Source organism: Lysinibacillus sp. UBA5990 (assembly GCF_002429815.1).
GTDB lineage: Bacteria > Bacillota > Bacilli > Bacillales_A > Planococcaceae > Lysinibacillus > Lysinibacillus fusiformis.
The window spans coordinates 186,863-199,755 of record NZ_DJAY01000015.1 but is presented as its reverse complement, the minus strand read 5'-3'; the positions used below and the strand labels follow the sequence as shown (position 1 = coordinate 199,755).

General features: G+C 37.2%; 15 protein-coding genes. 4 read left to right on the top strand and 11 right to left on the bottom strand.

The genetic code is table 11. The features are described from left to right. Positions 1-49: 49 nt before the first annotated feature. From B3D94_RS13475 to B3D94_RS13465, 3 genes are read right to left on the bottom strand one after another with little or no spacing between them, the layout of a single operon-like run. The gene (locus B3D94_RS13475) at positions 50-640 is read right to left on the bottom strand and encodes a dipicolinate synthase subunit B (protein WP_008178956.1); all 591 of its coding nucleotides are present in this window, start codon (positions 638-640) and stop codon (positions 50-52) included. After that, positions 634-1,413 (bottom strand): NAD(P)-dependent oxidoreductase, encoded by a 780-nt coding sequence (locus B3D94_RS13470; RefSeq protein ID WP_008178957.1) that lies wholly within the window; start codon positions 1,411-1,413, stop codon positions 634-636. The genes B3D94_RS13475 and B3D94_RS13470 overlap by 7 nt, the downstream gene beginning before the upstream one ends. Before the next feature lie 9 nt (positions 1,414-1,422). After that, positions 1,423-1,686, bottom strand: coding sequence for a hypothetical protein (locus tag B3D94_RS13465; protein ID WP_004224966.1), 264 nt, complete (start codon positions 1,684-1,686; stop codon positions 1,423-1,425). A 141-nt stretch (positions 1,687-1,827) separates the two neighbouring features. Here B3D94_RS13465 and B3D94_RS13460 point away from each other — a divergent pair, with 141 nt between their 5' ends. The 4 genes from B3D94_RS13460 to B3D94_RS13445 are packed head-to-tail and all read left to right on the top strand — an operon-like array spanning position 1,828 to position 4,303. Continuing rightward, entirely contained in the window at positions 1,828-2,205 is a 378-nt protein-coding gene (locus B3D94_RS13460; protein WP_008178959.1) for a GntR family transcriptional regulator, read from the top strand. A gap of 1 nt (position 2,206) precedes the next feature. Further along, entirely contained in the window at positions 2,207-3,049 is an 843-nt protein-coding gene (locus B3D94_RS13455) for an ABC transporter ATP-binding protein (RefSeq protein ID WP_069480385.1), read from the top strand. 2 nt (positions 3,050-3,051) lie between these two features. Further along, positions 3,052-3,678: an ABC-2 transporter permease gene (locus B3D94_RS13450; RefSeq protein ID WP_069480384.1), complete on the top strand. Its 627-nt coding sequence runs from the start codon at positions 3,052-3,054 to the stop codon at positions 3,676-3,678. A gap of 10 nt (positions 3,679-3,688) precedes the next feature. After that, on the top strand, positions 3,689-4,303 hold the full coding sequence (locus tag B3D94_RS13445; RefSeq protein ID WP_193831197.1) for an ABC-2 transporter permease: 615 nt from the start codon (positions 3,689-3,691) through the stop codon (positions 4,301-4,303). 33 nt (positions 4,304-4,336) lie between these two features. On the opposite strand, the gene B3D94_RS13440 is transcribed toward B3D94_RS13445, so the two are convergent. The 8 genes from B3D94_RS13440 to rpsO all read right to left on the bottom strand — a co-directional run bounded on the left by B3D94_RS13440 (position 4,337) and on the right by rpsO (position 12,844). Beyond that, on the bottom strand, positions 4,337-4,831 hold the full coding sequence (locus B3D94_RS13440; protein ID WP_069480382.1) for a pyridoxamine 5'-phosphate oxidase family protein: 495 nt from the start codon (positions 4,829-4,831) through the stop codon (positions 4,337-4,339). Between the two features lie 11 nt (positions 4,832-4,842). Then, positions 4,843-5,625: an ABC transporter ATP-binding protein gene (locus tag B3D94_RS13435; protein WP_291757705.1), complete on the bottom strand. Its 783-nt coding sequence runs from the start codon at positions 5,623-5,625 to the stop codon at positions 4,843-4,845. Further along, entirely contained in the window at positions 5,625-6,617 is a 993-nt protein-coding gene (locus B3D94_RS13430) for a FecCD family ABC transporter permease (protein ID WP_291757703.1), read from the bottom strand. The genes B3D94_RS13435 and B3D94_RS13430 overlap by 1 nt, the downstream gene beginning before the upstream one ends. Positions 6,618-6,634: 17 nt before the next feature. After that, positions 6,635-7,633 (bottom strand): ABC transporter substrate-binding protein, encoded by a 999-nt coding sequence (locus B3D94_RS13425; protein ID WP_291757701.1) that lies wholly within the window; start codon positions 7,631-7,633, stop codon positions 6,635-6,637. A 159-nt stretch (positions 7,634-7,792) separates the two neighbouring features. Continuing rightward, positions 7,793-9,016: a M16 family metallopeptidase gene (locus B3D94_RS13420; protein WP_069480378.1), complete on the bottom strand. Its 1,224-nt coding sequence runs from the start codon at positions 9,014-9,016 to the stop codon at positions 7,793-7,795. A gap of 82 nt (positions 9,017-9,098) precedes the next feature. Beyond that, positions 9,099-11,213 carry a polyribonucleotide nucleotidyltransferase gene (gene pnp / locus B3D94_RS13415; RefSeq protein WP_069480377.1) on the bottom strand — a complete coding sequence of 705 codons (2,115 nt, stop codon included), beginning with the start codon at positions 11,211-11,213 and terminating at the stop codon, positions 9,099-9,101. A gap of 448 nt (positions 11,214-11,661) precedes the next feature. Beyond that, a complete protein-coding gene (locus B3D94_RS13410) occupies positions 11,662-12,186 on the bottom strand; it encodes a DoxX family protein (protein WP_291757698.1) in 525 nt (174 codons plus the stop codon). Between the two features lie 388 nt (positions 12,187-12,574). Continuing rightward, the gene (rpsO, locus tag B3D94_RS13405; RefSeq protein ID WP_008178982.1) at positions 12,575-12,844 is read right to left on the bottom strand and encodes a 30S ribosomal protein S15; all 270 of its coding nucleotides are present in this window, start codon (positions 12,842-12,844) and stop codon (positions 12,575-12,577) included. Positions 12,845-12,893: the final 49 nt, after the last annotated feature.

Sequence of the window (12,893 nt, the reverse complement as noted above, 5' to 3'; positions counted from 1 at the left end):
GTGTGCTATTGTATCACAAAAATACTGAAAATTGTGTGTAATCTATGATTTATTTGAAATATTGTATCAACAGCGGTTGTAATTGCTTTTTCTGCGTAATTGCTGCATGAACAGTATCTACCATTTGGTCAAAATCAGCAATTAGTGAATTTGGTTTGGAGTGAGGAGAGTCCTGACCAAATGGGATAAAGTAAATATTTTTGGCATTTAACAACTTCATTATATTTATTCCATTTAAGCCGAGTGCATCATTTGTTGAAATTCCTAACACTACAGGTGATCCATTACGTAAAGTTGCCTTTGCTGCCATAAGAACAGGGCTATCTGTAGCCGCATTGGCAAACTTACTAATACTATTACCTGTCATTGGAGCGATTACCATTGCATCCAGTGGATTGGATGGACCAAATGGCTCCGCTTCTTTTATAGAAGAAATAACTTTTTCTCCAGTTAAAGCTTCTATTTTTGCAATCCATTCCTCCCCTGTACCAAAGCGTGTAGCTGCATGTAAAACGGAATGGGTAATGATTGGTATAACCGTTGCACCAACATCCATAAAATTTTGAATTTTAGGTATGACATCTTCATACGTACAATGAGAGGCTGTAATACCTAGGCCAATTCGTTTCCCCGTTAACAATTTTCTTCCTCCTCTATGGCCTTGCACAGAATTTCAGCAGCATCATGTGCAAAGTATTTCCCAGGCAATGATGGCAACAGTACATATGTTTGAAGTTGCTCAGCATCTATATCCAAACAGCCTGGCTCTGAGGCTAAATCATATAAAACTGCTGGAACATGATCTTTAAACGATTCTGTAATCCATTTAGCTGGAATGGTATTAATAAATGTACCTTCATTAATTGACCATAAACGATCATCTAAGTCCGTAGCTTTATAGCCATATGCTTTAGCTTCACTCACTTGTACAACCGAACGTGCAACAATATGAACATTTGCCCCCATTTTAACTAGTAAAGAAGCGAGCATTTTTGCGATACGTCCGAAACCTGCAATTGTAAAGTTTTGTCCGTAAATACATTTTTGCTCGAGTCCGTAAAACGTGGCGATAAACCCCTCTGCTGTTAATCTAGCGTTTTGCCAAATAAACGATTCTTGTTGCAAATAGCAAAGGGATTCATTTTTTTCTAGCAGATGCTTCCAGTGCATAGTTAAACGACCTGTATAGAATTTAACCTGTGATATACCATATAGCTGTTCTACTTCTATTTTTAAAGGCAGGATAGGTAGAATAATTTTATTTGGTTGAAATTCTAAAACAAGTTTATTTAACTCCTCGTTCCAAACTGTCGTTCTTTTATAAAACACTGTTCTCGATGGACTTCTTAACATTGTTGCTAGTTCTTTTAATCTGGAGTCCTCACCGATAACGAGCCATTTTTCGTTTTCCAAAAGCTCACCTCACTGTAAATATTCTGACTGTACTGTAGATGTCTTGTTAAATAAAATTCGATCTTCACCAATTAATATAATTTCGTGCCAAGGTATCATTTCACTAACCTTCATTTTCTTTTTTTGGAAAGGTAATTTATCTTTGACAATCTCAAAACCATGTATTTTTCCTGTTTGCACATCTAATAGGCATTCTGTATGAGCCAGGATGCCAAAATGTACACCACCCTCAATTTGAATTAACTCTTTATCCACCATCTCAGATAGTAGCATTTCTCATCTCCCTCCTTGAGCCGTTACCTCAATATATGCCGAGTTTTTGTAAATCGTGCCCCCTACCAAAAGTAGGAATATATTGCATTTCCGCTCCAACCTGTATATAGTGTGTATATACAGTTATAAGAGGTGAGGATTTTGCATATCCATTTAAGCAATGCCAGTGATAAGCCCATATATGAGCAAATCACCATCCAGCTCAAAGAAGCCATTCTAGCTAATAAATTGCAAGCAGGTGATGCCCTACCATCCATTCGTGCTTTAGCTAAAGATTTAAAAATAAGCGTAATGACTACTAAACGTGCCTATGCTGATTTAGAACGCGATGGCTTTATTGAAACAGTCGCTGGGAAGGGAAGCTTTGTAACGGAACGTAACCAGGATTTCCTGCGTGAGGAGCTCTTGCGACAAGTAGAGGAACATGTGCTGAAAGCCGTAAAATTAGCGAAAACAGCTGGTCTATCAAATGAAGAATTACAAGATTTAGTCACTTTAATGTTAGAGGGGGATCATTAAGATGAATGCCATTGAAATTCATGACTTACATAAAGGATTTGAAGGTTTTTCACTAAAAGATGTGAGTTTTTCAGTACCTCAAGGAACAGTAATGGGCTTTGTTGGAGAAAATGGTGCTGGAAAATCCACAACGATTAAGTGCATGCTTAATTTAGTAAAAAAAGAATACGGCGATATATTACTTTTTAATAAAGATCATGTCGAACATGAACAATCGATAAAAAATGACATTGGCGTGGTTTTTGACGAATTACACGTACCTGAAACGTTGACTGCGACTCAGCTTGACAAAATTATGAAAAAGGTATTTAAAACATGGGATACAGATTACTACTTTGAACGATTAGCTCAATTTAACGTGCCAAAGAAGAAAAAAATCAAGGAACTTTCACGAGGCATGAGAATGAAGCTATCAATTGCTTTAGCATTGTCCCATCATCCGAAGCTCTTAATTTTAGATGAACCAACAAGTGGTCTGGACCCCATTATTCGCGATGAAATTTTAGATTTATTTTTAGCATTTATGCAGGATGAAACACACAGTATTCTTTTTTCCTCCCATATTACAAGTGATTTAGAAAAAATAGCCGACCATATCACCCTTATTCATAATGGAGAAATTTTATTGAGTGAAAGTAAAGATGCCCTTTTATATGAGTATGGCATTTTCAAAGGAAGTCTTGAGGAGGTAAACGAATTACCTGAGCATGCGATTATAAGAAAGCGCAATGGCGTATTTGGAATCGAGGCATTAGTACTTAAAAAGGAAGTAAATGAGATTTTTAAACTTGAAAGACCCTCTATCGAAGATATTATGCTATTTTTCGTGAAAGGGTGTATTTAATTATGATTGGTTTACTAGTAAAAGATTTTATGACCATTCAGCGTCAAATGAAGTCACAATTATTTGTCATACTTTTTCTCCTTATTATGGCTATTCTTATGCAAGAAACTTCTATGCTTTTAGCTGTTATTGTTTTTATTGTTACCATTCAAGCCATCACTGCCCTTGCGTATGATGAACAATGCAACTGGGATAAATACGCTAATACATTTCCAATTACAAAAGCTGATATTGTGCTTAGTAAATACTTACTAAGTGTGTTATTAATGCTAATCGGTCTTGTCATTGCTCTACCAATCATTTTTCTTATTCATCAATTGAGCAATAATGAGATGACTGCTCAATTTTTCCTTACGTTTATGATGATTGTAACATCGGCCCTTTGTCTGTTAGCCCTTTTTTTACCTATTTATATTAAATATGGCTCTCTCAAAGGAAGAATGGTTCTGATTGCACTTTGTTTTATCCCTGGCTTTTTAGTGGGGATGTTTAAAGGGGCTATACCCACAATAATTATGACATTTTTAGATTTAAAGCAATTAATCTATTTTACACCTTTCGCTGGACTTCTGTTACTGTGGCTTTCCTCACTCATTTCTACAGAAATCTATAAACGAAAAGAATTCTAGGGGGGATTCCATGCGTGCCTTATTCGTACAAAGACTTATCGTACAAAGATGGACTATCCTTTTTGCAATCACTATCTGTTTCGTTCTTTATTTCATACGCTTGCCTTATTTAGATAGCCCATTCATTTGTCTATTTGTTGTAATTGTTTCCGCTAGCCTTGTTGAAAATTTATATAAAGGGGATCGTCAAGTAAAATGGGAAGTTTATGTTAATAGCTTGCCTCTCTCAAAGAAAGTCCAATTAAAGTCGGATTTCCTTTTTTGCTATGCCTTTGTTTTAAGTCTCTATATTTTAATTGCACCATTGTACTTTTCACAGACTGAAGCGTCTACAAATTTTATTGGCCATTTTGCCATGTATTTTGGTTTTATCAGTAGCTCTTTTTTTCTTCTTTCTAGTCAATTTTATATTCAACAGCTCGAGGAAACGGAGAAAATGCGATCTTTACGGATGCTTACATCTACAGTGCTAATTATAACTCTTAATTCGGTTGTTCATTTTTATTTATCACTAGTAGCAGGGAATCTTATCATCTTGTTAATCCCAACGCTTATAAGTATCATTAGTAGCTGGTTAGTTTTTCAAAAATGTCTTCATTTATTGATGACACGAGAAATATTTTAAGCATTCAAAAAAATAGGCTGCCCTTAAGGCAACCTATTTTTTATCTACAACTACATGAATTAATGTGTCATTAGCAATATCAATCGTAAAGGCTTTCCCAAATCCAACAACATAGCGCCCCTCTATTGGCGTTAGTTCGAATAATGAAAAATCAAGTGAACGCAACAACTCCATCATTTTTGCATTAAACAGTTGATCGAATGTCGCAAATATATCCTCATGACCTTCATTCCCTAATTTTTTCGGTACACATTGCCAACGTGCTCGCTCTGGAGCAAATGGATTGGCTGTTACGGCCTCATCTGCTACACATATTAAATCAACCACTTCCGATTGATCCATGAGTTGGTAATGCTCTGCTACTTGGCTAATATAAACATAAAACTTTCCGTTGAGTCGCACAAAAGGCGTAGTACTACTAAAAGGCTTCCCTTCCCCATTCACGAAGCTTAACACACAGTTTTTTTTACTTTGTATAAAGCTTTCATAATTTTGTTTTACTTGTTCAATATCAATTGCTTTTGGCATATTATTTCCCCCTATACTCTAACCGTATTTTTTAATTGAATTCTCGGAGCATGATCCCAAGATACATATTGAATTTCAGCTTCCATCCGATATATTTGTTGGATCATTTGTTCAGTCATAACTTCATCCGGTGTCCCTATATGTGCTCGCTTACCATCCTTTACAACGACGATTTTATCGCTGTAACTAGAGGCTTGGTTCAAATCATGGAGCACCATTACAACTGTCATACCCATATCACGGTTAAGCTCCCGTACTAATTCTAGCACTTCATGCTGATGAGCAATATCTAAAAAGGTCGTGGGCTCATCCAATAATAAGACTTGTGGCCGTTGTGCCAAAGCCATGGCAATCCATGCTCGCTGTGCCTCACCACCAGACAAAGCGGCTATTGGTTTTTCTTTATAATGGGAGAGATAGGTTTTTTCTAATGACCAATCAATAATTGCCTCATCCTCTGCATTCAGGCGTTCAAACCACTTTTTATGCGGATATCGACCATAGGCCACTAAACTTTTGACAGAAATATCGCTCGGAGCTTGGTTTTGCTGACTCAGCATACACATTTTGCGTGCGATTTCCTTTGAGGATAGCCGACGCATATTTTCTCCTTCAAACAGGATATTCCCAGCACTGTACGGCTGCATCTGTGCAATCGCCTTTAATATCGTTGATTTTCCAGAGCCATTCGGTCCAATAATCGATAGAATCTCGCCTTGTTCCACTTCAAATGAAAAATTATGGACAACTTCCTTTTGTTCATAGCTGATGGTTAGCTGTTCAATTTTTAACATTAAAACGCCCTCTTTCTCATTAAGTATAAGAAGTAAGGTCCACCGATTACCGCCATTAAAATGCCTGCCGGAATATCGAGTGGTGCAAATAATGTCCGCCCGCCCGTATCGGCAACCAATAAAACAATTGCCCCCAAGGCCATACTCATAGGCAACATGTATTTATAATCAGAACCAACTAATAATCTGGCCATATGAGGTACAATTAATCCAACAAAACTGATCATCCCCACTGCAGCAACAGATATCGCTGCTAAAAAGACAGCTAAAATTGATAGCAGAATACGAATACGTGTTACACTTTCCCCTAAATTAGTAGCGACCTGATCACCCAAACGGATAATGTTAGCTTTACGAATCGCAAAAATGGATAGTATCCAGCCTATAATGGCGTACAAATAAATCATATGCAGCGATGCATTTCCTTTTGCAGCGAGACTACCATTCATCCATTGTACTGCCGATGGTAGACGATCACTATATAGAATCGATAAAAATCCAATGACGCCCCCGCACAATGCATTTACTGCAACCCCTGATAAAATAATGGTGATTGGGGTAATACCTGTCCGTCTCCAGGCAAGTGCATAGACAATTGCTGCGGCAATTAAACCACCAACAAAGGCTGCGATAGGAATCAAATGAGTTAATTCTGGATTTGCTAAAAGGATAAGCAATACAAATGCTGCAGCACCACTTGTTACCCCTGTTAAACCTGGATCTGCTAATGGATTTCCCATGACTGCCTGCAGTAATGCCCCTGATATAGCTATACTTGCGCCAATAATTAAAGCTAGTAACACGCGGGGAAGGCGGATATCCCATATAATTGTTGTATATACCCCCTCTTGACCACGACCATTGATAAGGGTCGATAAAATATTAGGTATAGAAATATGGACACTACCTAATCCAATTGCTATTACTGCGACTAATATGGTTACCACAAATGTCGTGATAATAATCATGCGACTTCTTGCTGTATGAATCATACCTCTACCTCACGAACTTATTTATAGAAATAATCTGCAACCGTTGTTAGTGCTGTCTCAGCATTTGTAATAGATGTGACACCGAAAATACTGTAATCAAGCATATAGATTTTGTCATTTTTGTATGCTGATAATTGTTGCCAAGCACTATTTTTTCCAATTTCTTGTTTGAATTTATCTTCATTCGCTCCATGATCGCCAGACGCTAAGACAAACACAATATCTGGATCTGCTACAACAATATCTTCTAAATTCATTGGTGAATAAGTAGATTCTGCTTTTAATACTGATTTCGCAATATTATCTGCTCCCAATCTTTCGACTAAGCTTCCTAAATAGGATTTGTCGTTCATTACCATAAAGGAATCAGATGTTCCGATAACGAGCATAACAGATGGTAGTTCTTTTCCTTGTGCTTGCTCTTCCAGCTCTTTTTCTTTTGCTACAAGATTTTGCAAGATTTCATTTGTTTCGTCTTCCTTACCAAAGTATGTACCTAGCACCTTAAAACTCAATTTCAAGTCATCATACGAATCTGTTGGTAAATAAGCTGTTGGGAGATTCATTCCCTGTAGTGCTTGATCTAATGAGCTTTGTAAAGAAGAAGCTCCAAGAATCAAATCTGTTTGTAAACTCGAAATAACTTCTAAATCTGGTGACATTGGCGAACCAATTTTAGTAATGGAATCAAAGTCTGACGGTATCGGATTTGTAGATGTTGGTACTCCTACTGGTGTGATCTCCAAAAGATGTAGCATTTCTGTTAAAGGAACTGATGTCGTCACAATTTTTTCTGGGACTGTTGTAGGAAAGCTTGCTAATGCCTTCTGAAAGGCTTCTTCATCAACACCATCTTGAAATTCATCTTTTTTGACAGTCGAAGTACCTGCAGCTTCTTCTTGCTTTGTTACTTCTTCTTTTTGAATTTCTTTGTCTGCACCTTTCTCTTCTTGTTCTGCGCATCCAACCAGTGCTAGTGATAATGCAAGTGTACTAACATATAGCCATTTTTTCATATCTACTATTTCCTCCACTTAAATGAAAATGATTTTCAATATCACTCATACTATCAGAGTTAATTGATAATTACAATGTCTAATTGATAATACAAATAAAAAGGAGGTGCCTCAATAATCATTTGAGACACCTCCTTTAAGACCATACGATGAGGTATTTTATTCACTTGGTCCAATAATTGAAATAGCCGGCTCTGCTTTCAAAATTTTAGCAATCAATCGATCCACTGAGTCCATGGATACAGCATCTATAGAAGCTAATACCTCGTCTACTGTACGATGTCTACGATGAACAAGTTCACTTGTACCATTTCGATTCATACGTGCACCAGTTCCCTCTAACCCTAGAACAAAGCTACCTTTCAGCTGTTCTTTTGCATTATCAAGCTCTTCTTCTGTGACACCACCTGCGACAATATCGAGTAAAGTAGCATCAATAGTATGTTGTAGTTGTGATAATTGCTGACGGCTAGTACTGCCATAAATGGTGAACGCCCCAACATCTGCATAACAGGATTGGTAAGAGAAAATAGAATAAGCTAGTCCTCTTTCTTCACGCACCTCTTGAAACAGTCGTGAGCTCATATTGCCACCAATAATATTATTTAACGCAATAAAACTATACATATTAGGGTCCTTTACACCAATAGCCGGATAGGATATAGCTAAATGAGCTTGCTCAGTATCTCGGATTTTCGAGATTTCTCCAGGATGAAATGAAGGATTTGTCAGCACAGGCGCAATCGCAACTGCGGAAGGCTGATATTGTCCGAATAACCGTTCAATTGTTGCCATGAGTTGAGGTGAAATATTGCCCGCAATCGAAATAACAACTGACTCTGGACCATAATGTTTGGCCATATAATGGCGAATCGCCTCTGCAGTAAATGTCTTTAATGTAGCTGCACTACCCAATATCGGACGGCCCAGTGCATCATTTGGATACATGACACTCCACAGCTTTTCATGCACATCATCGTCCGGAGCATCTTCGCTCATTAAAATTTCCTCTAATACCACTTGTCTTTCTTTTTCTAATTCTTCTTCTGCAAATGTAGAATTAAAAAACATATCAGCCAAAATGGAGACTGCTAGCTCTGCATGATGATCTAAAACCTTTGCATAATAACACGTATTTTCTTTAGATGTAAAAGCATTTAATTCTCCACCTATCCGATCAAATTCTTCCGCAATTTGACGAGCAGAACGAGTTGTTGTTCCTTTAAACAACATATGCTCTATAAAATGTGTAATACCGTTCTCTTCAGGCAGTTCATAGCGTGAACCCGCATTAACAAAAATACCTAAAGCAACAGATCTTACATGGTTAATTTGCTCTGACACAATACGAACACCATTCTGACATGTATGTACTTGAACCAAAAAATCTCCCCCAACTATATATTTCTTTATATGGATAAGCTATTTAAAAAGGCTGCGCATTCGACGCAGCCTTTTATCTTTATTATTTTTGTTGTTCAGCGCGTTCTTTTTCCTCTTGTAGTACTACTTTGCGAGATAAATTCACACGACCTTGTTTGTCAATTTCAATTACTTTTACTAATAATTGATCGCCAAGTTTTAAGACGTCTTCCACTTGCTTTGTACGTTCCTCTTGAATTTCAGAAATGTGAAGCAAGCCATCTTTACCTGGGAAGATTTCACAAAACGCACCGAATTTTTCAATACGCTTCACTGTCGATAAGTAGTATTCCCCTACTTTAGCTTCACGTACGATATCTTCAATAATTTGTTTTGCGCGTGCGTTCATTTCTTCATTGGCAGAAGAAATATAGATTGTACCATCTTGTTCTGTATCAATCTTAACGCCCGTTTCTTCAATAATTTTATTGATTTGTTTTCCGCCAGGTCCAATAACATCGCGAATTTTATCTGGATTGATTTTAACTATCACGATTTTTGGTGCAAATTCAGATAATTGTTCACGTGGCTCTGCAAGTGTCGCAAGCATTGATTCTAAAATATGCATACGACCTACTTTAGCTTGTGTTAATGCTTCTTCTAAAATATTGCGTGATAGGCCATCGATTTTAATGTCCATTTGTAAAGCTGTTACACCTTTAGCTGTACCAGCCACTTTAAAGTCCATATCACCTAGATGATCTTCCATACCTTGAATATCCGTTAAAATAGAATAATGTTCACCTTTTTTAATAAGGCCCATTGCAATACCTGCAACTGGTGCTTTTAATGGAACACCAGCATCCATCATAGCTAATGTGGATGCACAAATAGAAGCTTGAGATGTTGAACCATTTGATTCAAGTACTTCTGATACACAACGAATTGTATATGGGAAAACAGATTCATCAGGAATGACTGCTTCCAGTGCACGTTCTCCTAAAGCTCCATGACCAATTTCACGACGACCTGGCCCACGAATTGGTCCTGTCTCACCAACCGAGAATTGAGGGAAATTATAGTGGTGCATGAAGCGTTTTGATTCTTCGACACCTAAACCGTCAATAATTTGCACATCGCCTAGCGCACCTAACGTACAAATAGATAGTGCTTGAGTTTGTCCACGTGTAAATAGACCTGAACCGTGTGTACGTTGTAATATTCCTGTTTCAGAAGAAAGTGGTCGAATCTCGTCTAGTTTACGACCATCTGGACGAATTTTATCTTCAGTGATCTGACGGCGTACTTCATCTTTTACCATCTTATCAAGTATTGTATAAACCTGCTTCATCGTATCATCATCTGCTTCTTGCTCTTCATAGGAAGCAATAATACGGTCTTTTACAGCTTGAATCGCTTCATCACGAGCATGTTTCTCAGCAGTTTGAATAGCATCATGCATATCAGTCTCACAAGCAGCCTTTATATCCGCTTGGATTGCTTCATCAATTTCAAATAATGTAACTGGTTTCTTTTCTTTTCCTACCTCAGCCACAATTTGCTCTTGGAATGCGATAATTTTTTTAATTTCCTCATGCCCAAACATAATCGCTTCTAACATCACTTCTTCTGGAACTTCAAGTGCGCCAGCTTCAACCATGTTGATAGCGTCCTTGTTCCCAGCTACAGACAAATGAATTGTAGATTGGTTCGATTGGTCCACTGTTGGATTAACAATGAACTCCCCGTCAATATAACCAACTTGTACACCTGCGATTGGCCCATCAAATGGAATATCAGAAATAGCTAATGCTAATGAAGAACCAACCATTGCTGCCATTTCAGACGTACAGTCAGAATCATTTGACATAACCATAGAGATTACTTGAACTTCGTTACGGAAGCCATCTGGGAACATCGGACGGATCGGACGGTCGATTAAACGGCTAGCCAATATAGCTTTTTCAGATGGACGCCCTTCACGCTTAATAAAGCCGCCAGGAATTTTACCTGCAGCATATAGACGTTCTTCATAGTTTACTGTTAATGGGAAGAAATCAAGTGGTTTTGGTGATTTTGACATTGTGGCTGTAGATAAAACAGAAGTATCGCCATAGCGTACTAATACAGCTCCGTTTGCTTGTTTTGCTAACTGTCCAACTTCAATTACAAGTGGACGGCCAGCCCATTCGTAGGAATAGACTTTCTTTTCGTTCATTCAATGAACCCCTCTCTATTATAAAAACACTTACTTCGTCTGTATGTACTAATTGTAAGTGTACCAAAAATGCTTGTTCTATGCTAAAAAATATTTCTTGAAATAATCATACATTTAAATTCAGTTATTGCCAATTTATTTAAGATTTATTTCTATATTTTATTGAAAAAACATTTTTATACTTTTGTTATATGGAATTGACTTAAATTGATTCCTTCCTGACGAAAAGTAATGTATGTAAATAGATATAAGCTTCTTCACATTATTATTTCAAGTGCAGGCTATACACAATAGATTTATTATAACACGGTACTTGTCATACAACATCCTACTAGTATAAAGAAAGTTAAGTATGTAGTAAAGTTTAAGTGTGTCAAGAGGGAAAAATTAAAATAAATGCCCCATCAAACTAGCATTCACGGGGCATTTCATATATTTTTTATGTAAATTATGTAGTTTTAGACAGCGGTCTAGCTATTTTATCTTTGTTTTTTACTTTTTGGATCTTATTGCTGATAGTTGGTATGACGAAACGATCCAATCCAAACTTACCGGCATTGAAACCAGCTGCTGCTATAAAGATAGCGAGTAATATATCCCAAGGGTTACTTGATATAGTACCTGCCATTAAAAATGCGAAGTTCATGACCATCCCAAAAAATGCAGCATATGTTGTTAAACATCCAAGTATTAACCCTAGGCCGACTAAAAACTCTCCCCAAGGGATAAGAAAATTAATGATTTCAGCATTGGGTAAAGCAAATGTTTCAATAAACTTTACGTATAGTGGATATGCTAAATCCTCACCGCTAGTCACTGGATTTGCTATCGCATTTGCTAAAAAACCAGATGCATCAAATCCATTCATCAATTTTCCCCAACCGGCTGTTAGCCAATGCCAACCTAGATAGATGCGAATAATTGTCAAAATCCCTGCAACAATATTATTCTCTCTTAATATTTTGTTAAACATCCAACTGCACCTTCTCACCATAAGATTTTATTTTCACATTTCACAAGCTGAAGTAAGCTGTTATAGGCCATTCATGGCTAAATAAAAACAACTACTATTCAATTAGTTCATTGATTCAACTCTATTTCTTTTGTCGCATGGTCAATAAAGCCAGATTCACATAGGACTGGTTGAATTTGGTTGCGAAATGTGATTAGAATATATCACCCTTTTATTGGTTAGAACATGTTTTTTCTAGCTCGTTCACCGGAGCGTAAAAAAGTTATGGCTTATTATCGAACAAAATAAAAATGGAGACGAGAAGTGAACTACCCTAGAAGGTCATTTCTATTTTTCAATAAAAAAAAGACTGTAGACAAAACATAAGTTTGTCTACAGCCCGCTGTAATTAGCGACGTAAGCCTAAACGGTTGATTAGTTCACGGTAACGTTGTACGTCAGTTTCACGAAGATATTTTAATAAGTGACGACGACGACCTACCATTTTAAGAAGACCACGCTCAGAGTGGAAATCTTTTTTGTGTGTACGTAAGTGAGTATTTAGAGCATTGATTTCTGCTGTTAATACTGCAACTTGTACTTCTGGTGAACCAGTGTCACTTTCGTGAGTACGGTACTCAGCGATAATTTCGTTTTTACGTTCTTTTGTAATAGCCATTTGTATGGACCTCCTAAGAAAAATTATTTATCCCCATTAGCACAGTAAA